The sequence below is a fragment of the Luteolibacter sp. Y139 genome (genome assembly GCF_038066715.1).
Classification (GTDB): Bacteria; Verrucomicrobiota; Verrucomicrobiia; order Verrucomicrobiales; family Akkermansiaceae; genus Haloferula; species Haloferula soli.
This window is the reverse complement of the sequence record NZ_JBBUKT010000004.1, coordinates 212,090-229,886: the sequence shown is the minus strand read 5'-3', so window position 1 is coordinate 229,886 and position 17,797 is coordinate 212,090. Positions and strand designations below refer to the sequence as shown.

The 17,797-nt window shown below is 63.2% G+C and carries 19 protein-coding genes; 8 read left to right on the top strand and 11 right to left on the bottom strand.

Going from position 1 to position 17,797, the window contains the following annotated elements:
* Positions 1-4: 4 nt before the first annotated feature.
* Positions 5-2,572 (bottom strand): c-type cytochrome, encoded by a 2,568-nt coding sequence (locus tag WKV53_RS12155; protein WP_341404865.1) that lies wholly within the window; start codon positions 2,570-2,572, stop codon positions 5-7.
* 133 nt (positions 2,573-2,705) lie between these two features.
* On the opposite strand from WKV53_RS12155, the gene WKV53_RS12150 reads away from it, so the two are divergent.
* Positions 2,706-3,755, top strand: coding sequence for a Ca2+-dependent phosphoinositide-specific phospholipase C (locus WKV53_RS12150; protein WP_341404864.1), 1,050 nt, complete (start codon positions 2,706-2,708; stop codon positions 3,753-3,755).
* Between the two features lie 10 nt (positions 3,756-3,765).
* Here the strand turns inward: WKV53_RS12150 and WKV53_RS12145 are convergent, their stop codons facing one another.
* Complete coding sequence (locus WKV53_RS12145) at positions 3,766-4,209, bottom strand: CBS domain-containing protein (RefSeq protein ID WP_341404863.1); 444 nt, start codon at positions 4,207-4,209, stop codon at positions 3,766-3,768.
* 32 nt (positions 4,210-4,241) lie between these two features.
* Entirely contained in the window at positions 4,242-4,595 is a 354-nt protein-coding gene (locus tag WKV53_RS12140) for an arsenate reductase family protein (protein ID WP_341404862.1), read from the bottom strand.
* A gap of 52 nt (positions 4,596-4,647) precedes the next feature.
* Here WKV53_RS12140 and WKV53_RS12135 point away from each other — a divergent pair, with 52 nt between their 5' ends.
* Positions 4,648-5,106 carry a hypothetical protein gene (locus tag WKV53_RS12135; RefSeq protein ID WP_341404861.1) on the top strand — a complete coding sequence of 153 codons (459 nt, stop codon included), beginning with the start codon at positions 4,648-4,650 and terminating at the stop codon, positions 5,104-5,106.
* A gap of 2 nt (positions 5,107-5,108) precedes the next feature.
* Here WKV53_RS12135 and WKV53_RS12130 read toward each other — a convergent pair whose 3' ends face one another.
* Positions 5,109-6,668 (bottom strand): thiamine pyrophosphate-binding protein, encoded by a 1,560-nt coding sequence (locus WKV53_RS12130; protein ID WP_341404860.1) that lies wholly within the window; start codon positions 6,666-6,668, stop codon positions 5,109-5,111.
* 148 nt (positions 6,669-6,816) lie between these two features.
* Between WKV53_RS12130 and WKV53_RS12125 the strand changes: the two genes are divergently transcribed.
* Both WKV53_RS12125 and WKV53_RS12120 read left to right on the top strand, forming a co-directional pair.
* Positions 6,817-7,263: an NfeD family protein gene (locus WKV53_RS12125; protein ID WP_341404859.1), complete on the top strand. Its 447-nt coding sequence runs from the start codon at positions 6,817-6,819 to the stop codon at positions 7,261-7,263.
* An 81-nt stretch (positions 7,264-7,344) separates the two neighbouring features.
* Complete coding sequence (locus WKV53_RS12120; RefSeq protein ID WP_345789658.1) at positions 7,345-8,286, top strand: SPFH domain-containing protein; 942 nt, start codon at positions 7,345-7,347, stop codon at positions 8,284-8,286.
* A gap of 61 nt (positions 8,287-8,347) precedes the next feature.
* Here WKV53_RS12120 and WKV53_RS12115 read toward each other — a convergent pair whose 3' ends face one another.
* Complete coding sequence (locus tag WKV53_RS12115) at positions 8,348-8,998, bottom strand: dioxygenase family protein (protein ID WP_341404857.1); 651 nt, start codon at positions 8,996-8,998, stop codon at positions 8,348-8,350.
* A gap of 111 nt (positions 8,999-9,109) precedes the next feature.
* Here WKV53_RS12115 and WKV53_RS12110 point away from each other — a divergent pair, with 111 nt between their 5' ends.
* Complete coding sequence (locus tag WKV53_RS12110; RefSeq protein WP_341404856.1) at positions 9,110-9,574, top strand: very short patch repair endonuclease; 465 nt, start codon at positions 9,110-9,112, stop codon at positions 9,572-9,574.
* Positions 9,575-9,578: 4 nt separating this feature from the next.
* Here the strand turns inward: WKV53_RS12110 and WKV53_RS12105 are convergent, their stop codons facing one another.
* From WKV53_RS12105 to WKV53_RS12085, 5 genes are all read right to left on the bottom strand, one after another.
* Positions 9,579-10,046 carry a hypothetical protein gene (locus WKV53_RS12105; RefSeq protein ID WP_341404855.1) on the bottom strand — a complete coding sequence of 156 codons (468 nt, stop codon included), beginning with the start codon at positions 10,044-10,046 and terminating at the stop codon, positions 9,579-9,581.
* 63 nt (positions 10,047-10,109) lie between these two features.
* Positions 10,110-10,877 (bottom strand): rhomboid family intramembrane serine protease, encoded by a 768-nt coding sequence (locus WKV53_RS12100; protein ID WP_341404854.1) that lies wholly within the window; start codon positions 10,875-10,877, stop codon positions 10,110-10,112.
* A gap of 59 nt (positions 10,878-10,936) precedes the next feature.
* Positions 10,937-11,797, bottom strand: a complete 861-nt coding sequence (gene purU / locus WKV53_RS12095) for a formyltetrahydrofolate deformylase (RefSeq protein ID WP_341404853.1) — start codon at positions 11,795-11,797, stop codon at positions 10,937-10,939.
* A 134-nt stretch (positions 11,798-11,931) separates the two neighbouring features.
* On the bottom strand, positions 11,932-12,252 hold the full coding sequence (trxA, locus tag WKV53_RS12090; protein WP_341404852.1) for a thioredoxin: 321 nt from the start codon (positions 12,250-12,252) through the stop codon (positions 11,932-11,934).
* Between the two features lie 197 nt (positions 12,253-12,449).
* A complete protein-coding gene (locus WKV53_RS12085) occupies positions 12,450-13,121 on the bottom strand; it encodes a hypothetical protein (protein WP_341404851.1) in 672 nt (223 codons plus the stop codon).
* 181 nt (positions 13,122-13,302) lie between these two features.
* Between WKV53_RS12085 and WKV53_RS12080 the strand changes: the two genes are divergently transcribed.
* The 3 genes from WKV53_RS12080 (at position 13,303) to WKV53_RS12070 (ending at position 16,678) form a co-directional block, all read left to right on the top strand.
* The gene (locus tag WKV53_RS12080; RefSeq protein ID WP_341404850.1) at positions 13,303-14,661 is read left to right on the top strand and encodes an alkaline phosphatase PhoX; all 1,359 of its coding nucleotides are present in this window, start codon (positions 13,303-13,305) and stop codon (positions 14,659-14,661) included.
* A gap of 13 nt (positions 14,662-14,674) precedes the next feature.
* Positions 14,675-15,556, top strand: a complete 882-nt coding sequence (locus WKV53_RS12075; RefSeq protein WP_341404849.1) for a DUF1444 family protein — start codon at positions 14,675-14,677, stop codon at positions 15,554-15,556.
* A gap of 78 nt (positions 15,557-15,634) precedes the next feature.
* Positions 15,635-16,678, top strand: coding sequence for a 3-deoxy-7-phosphoheptulonate synthase (locus WKV53_RS12070; protein ID WP_341404848.1), 1,044 nt, complete (start codon positions 15,635-15,637; stop codon positions 16,676-16,678).
* Positions 16,679-16,704: 26 nt separating this feature from the next.
* Here the strand turns inward: WKV53_RS12070 and WKV53_RS12065 are convergent, their stop codons facing one another.
* Complete coding sequence (locus WKV53_RS12065; RefSeq protein ID WP_341404847.1) at positions 16,705-17,586, bottom strand: hypothetical protein; 882 nt, start codon at positions 17,584-17,586, stop codon at positions 16,705-16,707.
* Between the last annotated feature and the right edge of the window lie 211 nt (positions 17,587-17,797).

Here is a 17,797-nt window from a genome sequence, read left to right as displayed (position 1 = left end):
TCCATCACTTCAGCGACTTGATGAAGAGCACGATGCTCTGCTGCTCGGAGTCGCTGAGCACGCCGGCATAGCTGCCCATCCCGAGCGAGTAGCCTTCGACGATGGCCTTGCCGGGATCCAGCATCGACTCCAGCAGGTAGGCATCGTCGGCCTTGCGGGGCTCGCCTTTCGTGAAGCGGCGCTCGGAGCCGTAGAGGCCCTTCCATGTCGGACCGCTGTGGCCTTCCTTCGTGCCATCAAGCGAGTGGCAGGCGATGCAGCCGTAGCGGGTGGCCAGTTCCTTGCCGAGTTCCGCGGTGGGCGTGGCGTTCGCCGTCGGGCTGGCATGGACGCTCGCGGCGGAGGCATCGAGCTTCGGTGCATCGAAGCCCAGCGCAGCCCATGTCGCGGCAGGAGGAGCAGACACCGTGAAGAATACCGACCGCACCTGGTCCTTGCCGCCCTTTACGCAGAAGCGGTGGGAAACTTCGAGCTGCATCGTCGGCTTCAGGTCCGGGATGTGAATGAAGACACTCTTGCCATCCTTGGAGAGGAAGGTGCCGCCGGTCGCGACGGGATCGGAGCCTTGCTTGCCATCGCGCTTCAGGCGGGGCGAGCCGTAGTTGCTGCTGCGCAGGTACTGCCACTCCTTCGCCTGCACCACCTCGGGTTTCACGGAGGATGGATCAAGCGGAGCATCGAAGGAAAGCACCACGCCTTCCTTCACCACGCGGGCATCGACCGGTGTGGCGAGCGGTTCCTTCGCGGGGCGCAAGCGAGCAAGGGCCTCAAGATCCGGCGCGCCCGAATCATAGACGCGAAAGCCAGCGAGCCAGATCGATCCATCCGCCGGATGGACACGTGCGTGCAGCATGGGAATGCCGGTCTCGATCCCCAGCGGGATCACCGCGCCCTCCTTCGCCGGCCAACCTTCGCCATGACGCACGAGGAACAGGCGGCCGGTGCCATACGAAAGCTGGAGAATGCCACCTTCCCACGACTTGAAGGCGCTGCCATGCACCCACAAGGGCGATGATGACGAGGTGTCCTCCTCATGCGGAATATATACGGCCGGTGGCACCATGTCCGACTCGCTCGCATACCCGAAGCCGAACGTCGCGCCGGCCGTCACTGGAAAGCTGCCGGACGAGGGTTCCCAGTGCCCCTGCTGTTCGGACATCACGATGTGCCCGGTCTGCGGGTCGCGACCGAAGAACGGCTCGCGGGCGTGCTTGCCGAATACCTCCACGCTCTTGCCATCGGCCGAGATCTTCACGATCGCCCCGGCATGCGGGTTCGGCGACGGCTTGTTTGTCAGGGATTTGTCGTCGGTGACGATGCCACCGGTGGATGCCCAGGTGTTCCCCTCGTCATCCACCTCCATGTCGAGTGGATAGCCGCGTAGCCCGGCAGTCTGGATAAGCAAGCTACTATGGTTCTCGTAGAAATCGGTCTCGCCGTCGTTGTTGAGGTCCTGCAAGCGGATCAGGCCATTGCGGGTATGGACCTGAAGCACGCCCTTCACCTGCTCGATCGACAGCGGCTCGCACAGGCCGGCCGCGATGCGTGTCCAGCGGACCCGCCCGCTCGCGAGATCGAGTCGCCACACATCACCCTCGAAGGTGACCACCGCGGCTTTCTCCGGCGACAGGAAGAGAACATCCGCCGGGCGCACGCGCCGCTTCCACGGGTTGCTTTCCGGCAGGCCGATCTTGTCCAGCACCCAACCCGGGCCAGAGCGCGTGGCTTCATCGATGCGCGTGTCGATCCCCTGCTTCCAGCGCGGCGGATAGGCGACCGGGGTCGCCGGAGTCTTCACGGTCGCGCTCGTACGATCCGCACCGTAGTTCAGCGTAACGCGCCGCTCCTGCTTCGACGCCGCCAGACGCGCGAAGAGATGCCCATCGCGCGCCTCCAATTTCAGACCGGGATGATTCGTGGAAACCTGTAGCACGGGCGAAGTGGCGGTACTGCCTTTGATCTCGAAATTCCCCGCCGCCACCAGGAAAAGCAATTCCCCTCCGCCTGCGGCCGCGAGGTGCCGGCTCAGGTTGCTACGATCTCCCTCGTAACATTCGCGGACCACCGTTTCGCCACACTGGTAGGAAAGCACTCCCGCATCACCCGCCAGGTGATAGCCGAGGAAATGCCGGCCGCTGCTCTCCAGCCCACCACGTCCCGCATCGTTGCCAAAGACCGGCCGCGGATCCTTCAGCAAGTCATCGGGAGCCGCCCCCACACCCGGCAATGCGGGCGATAGCGCCAGCCCCGCCGCCGCAGGCACTGGCTGCTTCACCCCGCCCTTCTGCGTCGCCTTTTCCCATGAGGCCGATGACATCATCGCCAGCGAAACCGGCGGCTTTCCTCCCGGAGCTTGGAACCACAAGGCGGGCCGCAGCAGGTCTTGGTCGAATACCAGCCAGCCATCGCCACCGGTCCGGATCAGCAGACCGCGCGCGATGCTCCCCGACGCTCCGGCATCGACCGGCGTCGCGTAAATCGGCACCCCGGGGTCGAAGAACGGCGACGCTCCCGCCAACCGCCCGGCAAGGGCAAGCAAGGTGACAGCCAGCAACGGGAAGGTGGGTTTCATGGGAATCAGCATGACCAAGCGCCCCAATACGGCAAGCCATCGCCCATCTTTTGCATGCAAAATTTTACCTCCCCGCAAATCCGTCACTGCTTTCGCCTCGCGACTCATCACCGTCCCCGCTAACCGAAGGCTCATGCGCGTTGCCCTGCTGACTTGCCTCCTCCCGACCCTGGCCATCGCCGGCCCCCGGCTGAACGAGATCCAAGCCCTCGGCAGCCACAATTCCTATCACCTCGCGCCGCCCAAGGAGCTCCTCGACACCCTGAAGGCCTTCAACAAGGACGCCAACGAGTGGAACTATTCCCACCCGGCACTTTCCGCCCAACTCGACCTCGGCGTCCGGCAATTCGAGCTCGATATCTTCTCGGACGAAAAGGGCGGCCTCTTCGCGAATCCCCTCGGCCTGAAGCTCGCCGGTCTGAAGGGCACCAAGCTTCCCCCTCACGATCCCGACGGCCTCCTCAAGAAGCCCGGCATCAAGGTCCTGCACGTGCAGGACGTCGACTGCTGGAGCAATAGCCCGCTCCTCACCGGCGGCCTCACGGAAATGCTCGCATGGTCCGACAAGCATCCGCGCCACCTCCCGGTGATGATCCTGATGGAGTGCAAGGACCAGCCCGAACCGCCGCTGCCGACCAAGCCGGAGACCTTCACTCGCGACCGCTTGCTCGCCTTGGAAAAGGAGATCCTCTCCGTGATCCCCGCCAACCGGATCCTGCGGCCGGATGACGTGCGCGGCAACTCCCCTACCCTGCGTGAGGCCGTGGTCCAAAAAGGCTGGCCCGACGTGGACACCCTGCGCGGCAAGTTCCTCTTCTGCCTCGATAACACCGACGCCATCCGCAGCCGCTACTTGGAAGGCAATCCTTCCCTCGAAGGCCGCGTGATGTTCGTCAGCGCGCCGAAGCCGGAGGACCCATGCGCGGCATGGTTCAAGTGCAACGATCCGGTCCGCGAGTTCGATGACATCCAGCGCCTCGTCAAAGCCGGCTTCCTCGTTCGCACCCGCTCCAACGTGAACAAGCCGGACGACAAGATGCGCGACAAGGCCTTCGCCAGCGGCGCCCAATGGGTCAGCAGCGATTACTTCACCGCTGGCCCTGATCGCGTGGCCTTTCCCGATGACCGCACAGTCCGGGGAAATCCACTGAGCGATAAGAAGGACGCCAGGGTCGATCCCTGAGTCATTCCCTTCACGCGGGATACGTCCCTTGGATGTAGTCCATCAGCGAGTGAATCAGGCCCTCCTTCTCGGCCACGGTCCAGCGCGTCAGGTCACCGCTGGAAATGATGCCGAGCAAGCAGCCGTCCTCCACCACGGGCAGGTGGCGAACCCGCTTTTCGGTCACGACTTGCATCGCTTCTCCCACGGTTCGGGTAGGCTTCACCACGACGACTTCGGTCGTCATCACATCGCCCACCTGCGTGGCGGCGGGACTGCGATCTTCGGCGACCACGCGGCGAAGCAGATCGCGCTCCGTGAAGATCCCGACGATCGTATCGCCGCACATCACGAGCAAGGCGCCAACCCGCTCGCGGTTCATTTGCCGCACCGCGTCCTGGACGGTGGATTCGGGAGCCACCCGGCTGACATGGCTCCCCTTGTGCCGCAGCACGTCTGACAGAGGGTTTTCCATCCTTAGACCCTAACGCCAGTGCAGCGAAAGGGTCAAGCCAGCGTCTGCCGCCATTCGTCCTCCTTGAAACCGATCAGCACGACGCCGTCACCGAGCACGAACGGGCGTTTCACAAGATTGCCATTCTTGGACAGCAGCGCGACCGCCTCCGCCTCGCTCATGGAGGGCAGCTTGTCCTTCAGGTTCAGCTCGCGGTAGTCGCCACCTGCCGTATTGAACAGCGGCCGCAGCTCGCCGCCCAGTGCCTTCACGGCGGTCTTCAACTCGGCGGGAGACGGCGGCGTCTCGCGGATCGCCTTCACCTCGTGGGAAATTCCCTGCGCCTTCAGCCACTTCAGCGCCTTCCGGCAGGTATCGCAGCCCTGGTAGGCATACACGGTCAACATGCTCCCGATCTTGCCTCGGTCGCCCCGACGCGCAAGGCTGCACGCCCGCCCGATGAAAGAGCAACTCCTCGACGCCGTCCGCGCCGAACTCCGCGCCCAATTCGACCGCTTGAGCCAAGCGGCCCGCGACAGCCATGCCGCGGCGACCGATCCCGGCAGCAAGGCGGAGAGCAAGTACGACACCCGTAGTTTGGAAGCCTCCTACCTCGCTGCCGGTCAGGCCAAGCAGGTCGAAGATCTCGCGCGCGACGTGGCCTCCTTCGACTCGCTGCGGCTGCCGGAATTCGGCACCGATGATGCCATTGATGCCGGTGCCCTGGTCGAAGTCGATTTGGATGGCGAGAACCAGTGGTTCCTACTCGTCCCCGCCGCGGGTGGGGTCTCGCTCGAATGGGAAGGCCGCGAAATCACGCTGCTCACTCCAGCCAGTGCCCTCTATCAGCGGCTGCTCGGCCTGCGCATGGGCGACTCGCTCGACGAACCATCGCTCTTCGTGAGCGAGGTGATGTAGCCTCACTTCAAGGCATCCCAAGCCTTCCAAAACGCTTTCGTCTCCTCGGCATCCGGGATCACCTCCACGAGAAGCGGCACCTCGCCCGGCTCCAGTTCATCGAAGCCATCCTCGTTCGTGATTTTCAAATAGCGCATCCCCCACATCGCCGCCCACCCGTCGAGGCGGACATCGTGTGGATTCAGCATCAGGTCCTTCGCCCGCTCGCTCATCGCTTCCAGACGCGGCAGGCGGGAAAAGATCTGACCACCGCCATTGTTCACCACCACGAAGACGCGGCCCTTCGTTTCGATCTGCCCGAGCCATGCCGGAGCGGCGAGATCGTAGAGAGCAGTGAGATCACCGACGAGGCACCACGAGTCCTCCACATCGGCGGTCCAGCCAAGCCACGTCGAAAGCTGGCCATCGATGCCATTCGCCCCGCGATTCGCGCGAACGTCCGTCACCGGCTTGTCGCGTTGGGCGAAGAGGTTCCACTCGCGGATCGGCAGGCTATTGCCGAGATACAGCGACGAACCCGTCGAGGCATATGATGAAAGCACGCGCAACAAGCCCGGCTCGCTCTCGGGATAGGCTTCCAGGAAATTATCGATCTCGTCGGCACGACGCGAAGTACGACGGAAGTAGTCGAGCGCATCGCCGGCATTCTCCACATCGCCTAGCCCCTTGATCACACGCCCCACGGGTGAAGTGATCGTATCGCAATTTCGTGCCAAGCCGGGAAAGCCGGTCCGAGTGATATTCCACACTTCGGTCTCCGGCAGGTCTTCCAAATCGCGCCAGAAGCGACCGCTCGGCACGCCGCCGAGACGCAGGACTTTCCCCGGTGGATGCTCTTTCAACATACGGTCAGAGTCCGGCAAGACGAGCGCACCCAGCGCCTCGCGCATGCCACTCGTCGCCTCCGCTGCCACCGGCACACCGAGATCGAGGCAGAAGTGAAAGACCGTTTCATGATCCTCCGGCTCCAGATCGCCGATCATCACGACAAGCCCGCGATACAGATCCTCCCTGAGCCAGCGAGCCAACACCGCCACCGAGTAATTCGGCAAGGGTGCCCGGAAATTCTCAGGCACTTCAGCCGGGGTCCATTCGCCGGGCTGGAAGTCTTCCTCCAGCTCCACGTTCCAATGCCAAGGCCCACGATGATTCCACTCCGCGACATCGCCGCTGCCAGCGTGCTCTCCAAAGATCCCCGGCTGGGAAATCGCCTGCGGTGCCCCGGTGCCCCTAAAGCGCTCCGGCCGATCCGCCGTCAGCGCGAGCAATGGCCGCCCTTGATAAAAAGCCTCAATCACCGCGGGCAGCAATTCCGCCACCGCCGTGCCGCTGGTGGTGACCACCGCGCACGCCTCGCCGGTCGCCATGGTGCGGCCCAGCGCGAAAAAGCCGGCACTCCTCTCCTCAAAATGCCGCCAAACTCGCGCCAAGCCCGCGGCCTCAGCCCGGGCCAGGACTTCCACCAGCGAGGCATTTCGCGCTCCGGCGCAGACGACGAATTCGCGGACGCCGCGCGCGAGGCAGCTTTCGATGATGGAACAGGCGGTTTGCCAAGTGGTCACGGGCGGAGCGTGGGAGAAGAACCCGGTCTCGCCAAGAAGCCATTCTGCGCCATGTTTTCGGGCCTAAGCCTATAGCTTTCGGACGAGATTATAATTCGGCGGGGCGTCCGCCCGTGTTAGAAAACTCTCGAAACCCTGCCATACACGCATGCCCCCTGACTCGGAAATCCTCTGGCTAGTCGCCGGTGTCGTTTTGATCCTCGCGGAATTTTTCGCGCCGGGCGTGATCATCGTGTTCTTCGGCATCGGCGCGATCATCACTTCGGTCACGACGCGGTTCGGATTGACGACCGGCCTCGGTTCGCAGGCCGCGACGTTCGCCGTCAGCTCGGTGGTCCTGCTCTTCGGCCTGCGCCGCTACGTGAAGAAGTGGTTCGTCGGTCACTCGGCGAACTCCGGAGGTTCGGTCGATGACGATTTCACCGGCCGCGAGGCCCGCGTGATCAACGCCCTGCCCGGCCGCGGCCAAGACGGCCTTGTCGAAATCAAGGGCGCGAACTGGAAAGCGCGCTGCGAGGCCCCGGTCGCCGCCGGCGAAACCGTCATCATCGAGCGCCGCGAAGGTCTCACCTTTCACGTCCGCCCCCGGCACTAACGCCACTCTGACTTTCCCCACCCAACCATGAATACACCGCTCGCATTCAATGTGCTCGCCGCAGACGGCAGCAACTTCGGCATGATTTTCATCGTCGGCCTGGTCGTCCTGATCGTGGTCGCGTTGTTGAAAACCGCGCGCGTCGTCCCACAGCGGCAGGCGTTTGTGGTCGAGCGTCTCGGCAAGTATCACAAGACGCTCGAGGCCGGCTTTCACATCACGGTGCCGATCCTTGACCGCGTCGCCTACAAGCACTCGCTGAAGGAAGTGGCCATGGATGTGCCGCCGCAGTTTTGTATCACCAAGGACAACATCGCCATCGAGATCGATGGCCTGCTCTACATGCAGGTGCTCGATCCCAAGCTCGCGTCCTACGGCATCGAGAACTACTACTACGCTGCCAGCCAGCTCGCGCAGACAACGCTGCGTTCGGAGATCGGCAAGCTGGAACTCGACAAGACCTTCGAGGAGCGGGACACGATCAATGCCGCGGTGATCGAGGCACTCGACAAGGCGTCCGAGCCATGGGGACTCAAGATCACCCGCTACGAGATCGCGAACATCAAGCCGCCGCAGTCCGTGCAGGACGCGCTGGAAAAGCAGATGCGTGCCGAACGCGAGCGCCGCGCCCAGATCGCGCTCTCGGAAGGCCAGCGCGAGTCCCAGATCAACGTGGCCGAAGGCTTCAAGCAGGAGGTCATCAAGCAGTCCGAAGCGAAGAAGCTTAGCCAAATCAACGAGGCCGAAGGTAAGGCCCGCGAGATCGAGCTGCTCGCCAACGCCACTGCTGAAGGAATCGTCCGGATCTCCCAAGCCATCCAGCAACCCGGCGGCAAGGACGCCGTGAACCTGCGGATCGCGGAACAGTACGTGATCCAGTTCGGCAACCTCGCGAAGACAACCAACACCATGATCCTGCCACAGAATCTCAGCGACATCGGTGGCACCGTCGCAGCGCTGGCGAAGATTCTTGATACCGGGCGTGGCACTGCAGGTGACTCAGGTCCACCGCCGCTGCGGTAAGCGGTTATCCTTCTATCTCTATCCGTAGGCGCGTTCGTGAGAACGCGCCTACGTTCAGATTTCACGCCGCCGGGGTGTAGCCCATCACGATGTCAAACTTCGCCGCCAGCTCACCGGTCTTCACATCGGGCAGCGCCAGGAAATCCACGATCACCGAGGCACGCTGCGTCTCGTCCTTGATCCCCTGCAGCACCATGTCGCCGTCGTTCTGCTTCTCGCCCTTGATGTAGCACTGCGTGGTCCACTTATCGCGGCCCTTCATCTTGATCGCGAAGTGGATGTGCGGGGTGCGGCCGGGATAGGCCACCGGCTTGATCGTGCGGAAGTAGTATTCGCCGGTGGAGCCGGTCAGGAAGCGACCGAAGCCTTGGAAGTTCTTGTCGCGCTTGTCCCCGCCATCGCTGCCCTTGTGCAGATAGACGCCATTCTGGTCGCACTGCCAGATCTCGACCAGTGCGTTGCGGATCGGCTCGCCCTTGGCATCGGTCACCCGGCCGGTGAGGTGGGTGATGTTCCCGAGCGCAGGGGTCAGCCCGTCATTCAGGATGATCAGGTCATTGTCCGTATCCAGCGGCAAATTGACCGGGTAAAACGGCCCCTCGGTCTGCTTCGGCGTCAGCGTCAACGCTTCGGCGAGCGCTCCGGGCACCCACAGGCCCGCGGCACCGAGGGTGAAGTTCTTCAAGAGACGGCGGCGATTGGGAAGGTGCATGGCGCGACTTGGGTTGGGTTGGCGGTGGAGTGATCTTGAGAGAAACGAAGCCACTCGTCGATTCCCGTCTATCCGCTTGCGCTAGGCGCGAGTCTCCACCCTATTGCCCGCATGGCCGATATTTGGTCCGCGGAAAAGCGCTCCGAAGTGATGTCGCGGATCCGTGGCAGCAATACCAAGCCGGAGCTGCTGGTGCGCTCGCTGGTTCACCGGCTGGGCTACCGCTTCACCGTCGCCGGGCCGAACAACAAGCGTCTGCCCGGCAAGCCCGACCTCGTCCTGCCGAAGCACCGCGTGGTCATCTTCGTCCACGGCTGCTTCTGGCACGGCCACGAGCACTGCTCCGACTTCAAGATGCCGAATACCCGCCGCGACTGGTGGATCGCCAAGATCGCCGGGAACAAGGCCCGCGACGCCCGCGTGGAAACCGAACTTCGCACCCTCGGCTGGCATGTCCTCACCCTGTGGGCCTGCGCTGTGAAGACCAAGGCCGCCCGGGCATGGCTGGAGGAACGCCTGCCGGTACTGATTGAAGGCAAGCCACGGATGTCCTCGCTGAAGGTAGCTGAGGAGTAGCCCTCTACTTCACTTTGTCCGCGGGAGTGACCTTCCGGATCGCGATCAGCCTGTTCACAAAACAAAAGCCATGACCTTGAGGAAGGTGCCCGTCCGAATACTTCCCCAAGTCGTCCGGCAAGCCGCGAAAGGAGCCGGTTTCATAAGCCCACACTTCAATGCTTTCTCCCACCGGTGGCTTCGGAAGTTCCTTGGGACTTCCCCATTCAATCCGGATGGCGGGATCAATCGGCTTTCCTTGGATCGAGGTGATCTCAACCTGGCGCTCCCAAGGATCGCCCTTGAGCTTGGCCTCCTCCTCACTCGGCTCAAAGGACCGGCAAGTCACCCGCACGATGGTTCCAAACGGTAGTGCCAGCTTTCCGACCAAAACCTTCGAGTCATTGTATTCTTTGAGAGGGACTTCCCTCTTTTCCTCATCCGCTTGAACCAAGGCGGCTAGACTCAGGAGCGAGAGCAGAATGCGTTTCACGGCGATTGAGATAGGATGGCTTCCTCCATGGGTAGCATCCCGACCTGCCCGGTCACCCCAATTTCACCAATACCGCCGCACCTTCGAATCTTCCTGGTAGATCCGGCGGAACACCGACTCCGGCTCGGTCTTCATCGTCACCCGGGAAATCACGCCCATCACCACCCCGGCAATGAAGCCGCCGATGTGCGCCGCATAGGCGACACCACCTTGATGACCGATGGTGGAAAACGATCCAGCTCCTTGGACGAATTGCATCAGCCCCCACATCCCGAGCACAAAGACCGCAGGCAGCGAAACGATCGTGAAGAAGAACACCGCATTCACCCGGTTACGCGGGAATAGCACGAGGTAGGCACCGAGCACCCCGGAGATCGCGCCGGAAGCCCCGAGATTTGGAATCACGCTATCCGGATTCATCGCGATCTGTGCGAAGGTCGCGACGATCCCGCTGACCAGATAGAAGGCGAGGAACTTCAGCGCGCCGAAGCGGTGCTCCACGTTGTCGCCGAAGATCCACAGGTAGAGCAGATTGCCGCCGAGGTGCATCCAGCCGCCGTGCATGAACATGGCGGAGAAGATCGTGAGGTAGATTGGCGAGGGACCTGCGGTGAGCGTCAGCCCTTGGATTCCCTGCGGAGTCTGAATCCCGATCGTTTGGTTAATATCCACCCCATGGGTGATCTCATACGGAATGACGCTCCAGCCGTTGGTGAACTCAGGATTCAACAGTTGCCACAGGAACAGCACCACGTTCACCACCACCAGACCGATGGTCACCCGGGCCGGATGCATCAGGTGGCGGTCGTCATCGCTGATCGGGAAGAGCACTAACGCATCTTCAGCGCGGGACTAGGGAGCGTCGACCGGAAAGTAGTCAGCACACTATCTCAATCCGGAAACACAATCGCCCGGTGCCCATCAATGATCGTCCGGTCATGGACATGATAGCGGATCCCCTTCGCCAACGCGATCCGCTCGCAGTTGCGCCCCAGCCGCACGAGATCATTCGGCGCGTGGAAATGCTGCACGCGCTCGACCTCCTGCTCGATGATCGGCCCGGCATCCAGATCGGCCGTCACGTAGTGACAAGTCGCGCCGATCAACTTCACCCCACGCTCGTAGGCCTGCTTGTACGGGTTCGCCCCGATGAAGGCCGGCAGGAAACTGTGGTGGATATTGATCAGCCGCCCCTCGAAATCCCGGCAGAAGTCATCCGGCAGGATCTGCATGAAGCGCGCGAGCACGGCCAGCTCCACGCTTTCCTCCGCGAGGATCTCGCGGATGCGGGTAAAGCCAGCGGCCCTCTTCTCGCCATCCATCTCGATCAGGTGGAAAGGGATGCCTGCCCGCTCGGCGATACCGCGACAGGCGTCGCGATTGCCAATGATGCTGGTGATCTCCACCGGCATCTCGCCGATCTCGGCGCGCCACAGGATCTCGTTCAGGCAATGATCCGTCTTGGTAACGAGCACCGCGGTCCGCATCTTGTAGGGCAGGCGGCGGAAGTGCCACTTCGCCTTCATCGACCGGCCGAGCGTGCCGAAGCCCTCGATGAAATCCTCCGGGTCCACATCCAGCTCCCCGGTCTCGATCTCCAGCCGCGCGAAGAAACGCAGCGACAGCTTGTCGGTGAACTGGGCGAACTCGATCAGGTTCCCACGGTGGCCGGCCACATAGCTGGCGATCTTCGCCACGATCCCGGGTTGGTCGGGGCAGCTGAGCTTCAGGATCAATCCGGGACGGGCCATGCGCCGCGGATTGAGACCCGCCACGGCCTCGCTGGCAAGACAGCGGCGTGTCGCACCGGTGGCGACCGGTTAAAAAAGAAAACCGGCCGGAGCGGTTCGCCCCGGCCGGTTTTCGAAAAAGTCAGTCAAGCGGCTCAGGCCAGCGCGAGCAGCTTCTGCTTGAGCATGTCCTTGGTCACGTTGGCGCCGACGATCTGGTCCTTGACCTCGCCGTCCTTGAAGAAAAGCAGCAGCGGGATACTACGCACGCCGTACTTCACGGCCAGGTCGCGGGCTTCGTCCACGTTGACCTTGCCCACCTTGGCCTGGCCTTCCAGTTCGCCGGAGAGCTGGTCGATGACCGGGCCGATCATCTTGCAAGGTCCGCACCATTCAGCCCAGAAGTCCACCAGGACCGGTTGGGCGGAGTCGATGACTTCGGATTGGAAATTGCTTTCGTTGAATTGCTGAGCCATGGGCGGAAGGTGGAGAGGGCCCCGGAAAAGTCAAGGACCGCACCGCCCCGGGGGGCCATGCGGTCCTTGCAGAATCAAACGGACTTGCCGGACTGAAGTGCTCAGGTCGGCGTGCCGCCGGTCATGAACGCGATCGCGAGGACCGCTGCAGCAAGCAGGAAAGTGATGATGGGATAGATCATGGTCGGAAAATGGAATTATTCGAACAGTTGGCCGATGCCTTCGGTGCCCCAGAGCTTGAAGGTCATGAACTGGATCACCAGCACGGCAGCGGCGGCGAGGAAGCCGACGATCGAGAGGATGTTCGCGATGCCTTCGCCCTTTTCCTCGTCGTCATCCGTCTGGATGGTGGGAGAGGTGGAGAAGGCCGGGGTGGCGGTGCCAAGCGGCTGGGTCGGCGGCTGAAGCTGCACGGTCGCCTTCGGCAGGGAGACGGTGGCACCACCAGCAGCCGGGCCGCCAAGCGGAACGGTGCGGGCCGGAGCGCCGGCAACGGTCGGGGCACCCGGGGTATTCAGGCGGATCGTCGGGGCCGGAGCTGGAGCCGTCGGGGCGCCAGCGGGGCGGAGAGCGATGGTCGGGGCCGGAGCCGGAGCCTTCGGCGCGCCCGTGGACGGAGCCGGAGCGGTCGGAGCGAGGGACGGGGCTGGCGGAGCACCCATGCCCGTCGGCGACGGTGGCTTGGTGGCGGCCACCACTGGCGCACCCGGAGCAGCCGGCGGCGCGTCAGAAGCCTTGAGGGTCACCCGCACGGTCTCCTTTTTCAGTGGGATGGAGGAAGTCTGCTTCGGCGCCGGGATCGAAGACGTTCCGCGCGGGGCGGGAATCGACGAGGTGGACTTCGACGGTGGAATATCGTTTTCGCTCATTGGCGGGGCGTTTTTTTGAATGAATTGCTAGGTTGAAGGAAACAACCAGCCGCCTGCGGACGTGTCAAACCTCCATCTCGCGGACGGCCGGGGATTTTTTCCGGCCCATTCGGGAACGAAAACGCCACACGGCACCCGGGTGCTTGACCCGCCGGGGATCGGACGTTGAGTGGAAAACAATATGATCAGCCGCCGCTCCTTTCTCGGCACCACCGGCCTCGCCTTTTTCGGCCTCCAGCGCTACACCATGGCCGAGCCTTCGGGACGTGTCATCGAGCCCTTCGGCCCGCTGCTGAAGGACCCCAAGGGCATCCTCGACCTCCCGGAGGGCTTCTCCTACCGGGTCCTGGCGACCCGCGGTGAGCCGATGGACGACGGCTTCAAGATCCCCGGGCAGGCCGATGGCATGGCCGCTTTCGCCGGCCCGGACGGCAAGCTGGTGCTCGTCTGCAATCACGAGCTGGGCCTGGAAATGACCGCCATGGGTCCCTTCGCCAACAACACCAAGCTACCGGAGGATTTTGACGCGGCCCTCTCCTTCGACCCCGGCGACAACCGCGAGGAGCCCTCGTTCGGCGGCACCTCGAATCTCGTCTTCGACCCGGTGAAGGGGGAAAAGATCGCCCATTTCCTCTCCCTGACCGGCACCGACCGGAATTGCGCCGGCGGCGCGATGCCCTGGGGATCGTGGATCACCTGCGAGGAGCCAGCCGACCTGACCGTCGACCGGGGCCAGCGCCACGGCTGGTGCTTCGAGGTGAAGGCCACCGCCGAGCAGGGCCTGCAAAAGCCCGTCCCGCTCAAGGCGCTCGGCCGCTTCCGCCACGAGGCCGTCGCCCTCGATCCCGACACCGGCATCCTCTACCTGACCGAGGACCGCGGCGATGGCCTGCTCTACCGCTTCCTACCGGAGAAAAAGAACGACCTCACCAAGGGCAAGCTCCAGGCGCTCGTCATCGTCGGCAAGCCCTCCGCCGACCTGCAAAACTACGATCCCACCTCGAGATGGCCCGCCGCCGGTGAGGCCATGAAGGTGACCTGGATGGATCTGGAGGACATCGAATCACCCAAGGACGACCTCCGCGTCCGCGGCTACAAGGCCGGTGCCGCCCGCTTCGCCCGCGGCGAGGGCATCCACCGCGTCGGGAAGTCCTTTTTCATCTGCTGCACCGATGGCGGCCCAAAGCGCCGCGGCCAGCTCTTCAAGCTCGACCCCTCCGGCGACGCCGCGAAAGAAGACACGCTCGAACTCTTCCTCCAGCCCGAGGAAAGCGACCTGCTCACCAATGGCGACAACATCTGCCCCGCCCCGTGGGGAGGCGTCGTCATCTGCGAGGACCTCATCGACCCGACCTTCTCCCCCGCCGCGCACGTCCGCTGCGTCACGCCGGAAGGGAAAGTCATCACCCTCGCCCGCAATTCCAGCGCCCAAGGCGAATTCGCCGGCTGCTGCTTCTCGCCGGACGGCAAGTGGTTCTTCGTGAACCTCCAAGCCCGCGGCCTGACCGTCGCGGTGACCGGGCCGTGGGAGAAGGCGTGAGCGGATTTCGTTCATGAGACGCCTTTTCCTAGCCTTGCTCCTGTCTCTCCTCTCCGCTTGCTCCGAAAAGCCAGCGGGCAAGGGCGCGCCGGGAGCCGCAAGCTCGCCAGCCGACTTCACGCGCGAGGTGGCGGAGATCTGGCGCCGGGCGGATCCTTCGCTCACCGTCGAAATCAGCGGCGACCTCAGCTTGAAGGTTTCAAACCCGGCACGTGGCAAGATCTCCAGCTTCCTCGACAATACCTACAAGCTCTATCAGGCCGATCCGGCGCGAAAGGAAGAGGTCGTCCAAGCCTTCATCGCCTCCGGCAACGAGGCCTTGGCGCACGGCGATAAACCCATCGACCGCACCCGCATCGTGCCGGTGGTGAAAGATCGCGCCTGGCTGGCGGATTCCCGCAAGGCGCTGATCGGGCAAGGCTTCGAAAAGCCTGTCGAAAACGTCTTCGAAGACCTCAACAAGGAGTTGGTGGTGGTCTATGGGGAGGATTCGGAAAGCGGCATCCGCTACTTCGGCGCCGAGGACCTGGCCGAGATCAAGATTGAGCAAAAGGACCTCCGGAAGCTCGCGTGTGAAAACCTTGAGAAACTCTTGCCGCCGGTAAAGACCGAGGAGCTTGCAGCTGGCTACTTCTTCCTGGCAACGGATGGCAACTTTGAAGCCAGCCTGCTGCTGCTCGATCGCGTCTGGACCTCTGGCGCCCCGAAGGTGAAGGGCGAAACCGTGGTCGCCATCCCGGCCCGGGACACGCTGTTGGTGACCGGCAGCGAGAACAAGCACGGTCTTGAGAGGATGCGCGCCGACGTGAAAAAGGTGGTGGGCGAGGATCCCTACCGCCTCAGCGACAAGCTCTTCGTCTACCGCGACGGGAAGTTCGAAGAATACAAGGAATAGGGGCAAGAGAACCGGCTGCGCCCTTCTCTGCCCTCATTGGCACTTGGCACCCTTGGCGCGACGCTCCTACGTTCGGACATGTCCTCGCGCGTCACCGACCTCCACGTCGCCCGCAATATCCCGCTGCCCTCGCCGGCGCGCCTCCAAGCGGAAATCCCGCGCGGCGATCACCGGGCGGATTTCGTCTCCCAGTCGCGCATGCACCTGCGCACGCTGCTGTCAGGAAATGACTCGCGGTTCCTGGTGATCGTCGGGCCGTGCTCGATTCACGACACCGAGGCCGGACTGGAATACGCCCACCGCCTCGCCGCCCTCGCCGAGCGCCTGCGGGACAAGCTCTACCTGGTGATGCGGGTCTATTTCGAAAAGCCCCGCACCACCGTCGGCTGGAAGGGCCTGATCATGGACCCCCATCTCGATGGCACCGATGACATCCCGGAAGGCCTCCGCCGCGCCCGCCACTTCCTGCGCAGCGTGATCGACCTCGGCCTGCCGACCGCCACCGAGTTGCTCGACCCGATCACACCGCAGTACATCGCCGACCTGATCTCGTGGTCGGCCATCGGCGCCCGCACTGCGGAAAGCCAGACGCACCGCCAGATGGCCTCCGGCCTCTCGATGCCGGTCGGCTTCAAGAACACCACGTCCGGCGACCTCGTGGCCGCCATCAATGCGGTGAAGGCCGCCTCATTCCCGCAGACCTTTCTCGGCGTCTCAGAGGAAGGCATCGCGTCCTCGGTCATCACCACCGGCAATCCGGACTGTCACGTCATCCTCCGCGGTGGCGATCATGGCCCGAACTACGACGAGAAAAGCGTTGCCGCCGCACGCGAAGCGCTGCTCGCCGCGAAGCTGCCGCCCGGCATGATCATCGATGCCTCCCACGCCAACTGCGGCAAGGACTGCAAGAAGATGCCGGACGTCTTCCGCGAAATCGCCCGCCAGCGCGCCGCCGGTGATCGCTCAATCACCGGTGCCATGCTCGAAAGCAACCTCGTCGCCGGCAATCAGCCCTTTCCCCGCCCGCTCGACCAACTCATCCGCGGCCAGTCGATCACCGACTCCTGCATCGATTGGGAGACGACGGAAGCGCTGCTCCACGAGGTGGCGGAGAAGCTGTGACGGACGATCGTTCGCCGAACACAGCATCACCTCTTCTCCACCACCTGTTTCGCCTCGGCCTGATCACGGAGAGCGGGATCTTTGATCCGATCCAGCAAGGCGGAGGCTGCCTCTGACTTGCCGCGTTGCAGGTAGACGCGTGCGGTCGCGGCGAGGATGGCATCCGTTGCCCGATGATCCGGGTTCAAATTCACCCAATCGAGGGCGGACTCCGGATTTTGCGCGGCCATGTTGCTGGCGAGGGCGAGCGGGTTTTCAGGGTTCGGATACTTCTCCATCGCCTTGCTCACATACTCCCACGGCGAGCCGCCGTTGTTGGCGATCATGGTCGCGGCGAGGCTCTGCAGTGCGGGGTTGGAAGACCAGGATTCGTCCAACCGCTGCGTGACGAATTTCTCGACACCTCCCGCTTCGGAACGGCGGCACATGCTCTCCAATAGAAGGCCGATCGCTTCCTTCTGGAAAACCTCCGGCTTGGCCGGCAGAGCATCGAACCACGCCTGAGCCTCTCCAATCCCTGACTCACGAACGACAAAACCCGCGATTTGGCGAGCCGCAGTGCCTTGGAATTCCTCGGGCAATCGAGCGGCGAAATCGACTGCAGCTGTGGGGTCCGACCCGGCGAGACCGTCTGACAGGCCGATAAGCGCAGATCTGCCCAATGGTGAATCGCCCAAGCCGGCAAAAGCCTTGGATGCCTCGGCAGGATCGAAATAGGCCCAAGCCTTCATTAGATTCCACATTTCAGTCTGCCCCTGATCCCCGTGCCCGCGGAGATAGGCCAGCGCACCCTCGGCATCGACCTTCGCCCATGTTTGCCAGAACATCGTGGTCCCCACCGGGTAGGTGCGGCCCTCCAGTTTTTCCGCTTCCAAGAACTCCGCGATGGCATCGGCATTCTGGGGCATGTTTTTCTCGAGGAACTCGAGCCAGCGCTCGATCCTTACGCTGTCCAAATTCGAGGAAAGCACCGCCTTTGCCGCGGCAGGGATGCCTGCTCTTTCCTGCTCCGAGAGGCTACCGATCTGGTCTCTTGCCCCCGTTCGCAATCTCCGATCATTGCGCTGATCTACAGAGCGATCGGCACCGCCAAAGGCTGCGCTTGAAGAGTCCTTCACC

Bases quoted from the DNA above. Each gene is read 5' to 3' on its own strand.
- WKV53_RS12155 (WP_341404865.1), bottom strand. From the start codon at position 2,572: ATGAAACCCACCTTCCCGTTGCTGGCTGTCACCTTGCTTGCCCTTGCC.
- WKV53_RS12150 (WP_341404864.1), top strand. From the start codon at position 2,706: ATGCGCGTTGCCCTGCTGACTTGCCTCCTCCCGACCCTGGCCATCGCC.
- WKV53_RS12145 (WP_341404863.1), bottom strand. From the start codon at position 4,209: ATGGAAAACCCTCTGTCAGACGTGCTGCGGCACAAGGGGAGCCATGTC.
- WKV53_RS12140 (WP_341404862.1), bottom strand. From the start codon at position 4,595: ATGTTGACCGTGTATGCCTACCAGGGCTGCGATACCTGCCGGAAGGCG.
- WKV53_RS12135 (WP_341404861.1), top strand. From the start codon at position 4,648: ATGAAAGAGCAACTCCTCGACGCCGTCCGCGCCGAACTCCGCGCCCAA.
- WKV53_RS12125 (WP_341404859.1), top strand. From the start codon at position 6,817: ATGCCCCCTGACTCGGAAATCCTCTGGCTAGTCGCCGGTGTCGTTTTG.
- WKV53_RS12120 (WP_345789658.1), top strand. From the start codon at position 7,345: ATGATTTTCATCGTCGGCCTGGTCGTCCTGATCGTGGTCGCGTTGTTG.
- WKV53_RS12115 (WP_341404857.1), bottom strand. From the start codon at position 8,998: ATGCACCTTCCCAATCGCCGCCGTCTCTTGAAGAACTTCACCCTCGGT.
- WKV53_RS12110 (WP_341404856.1), top strand. From the start codon at position 9,110: ATGGCCGATATTTGGTCCGCGGAAAAGCGCTCCGAAGTGATGTCGCGG.
- purU (WP_341404853.1), bottom strand. From the start codon at position 11,797: ATGGCCCGTCCCGGATTGATCCTGAAGCTCAGCTGCCCCGACCAACCC.
- trxA (WP_341404852.1), bottom strand. From the start codon at position 12,252: ATGGCTCAGCAATTCAACGAAAGCAATTTCCAATCCGAAGTCATCGAC.
- WKV53_RS12085 (WP_341404851.1), bottom strand. From the start codon at position 13,121: ATGAGCGAAAACGATATTCCACCGTCGAAGTCCACCTCGTCGATTCCC.
- WKV53_RS12080 (WP_341404850.1), top strand. From the start codon at position 13,303: ATGATCAGCCGCCGCTCCTTTCTCGGCACCACCGGCCTCGCCTTTTTC.
- WKV53_RS12075 (WP_341404849.1), top strand. From the start codon at position 14,675: ATGAGACGCCTTTTCCTAGCCTTGCTCCTGTCTCTCCTCTCCGCTTGC.
- WKV53_RS12070 (WP_341404848.1), top strand. From the start codon at position 15,635: ATGTCCTCGCGCGTCACCGACCTCCACGTCGCCCGCAATATCCCGCTG.
- WKV53_RS12065 (WP_341404847.1), bottom strand. From the start codon at position 17,586: ATGCCCCAGAATGCCGATGCCATCGCGGAGTTCTTGGAAGCGGAAAAA.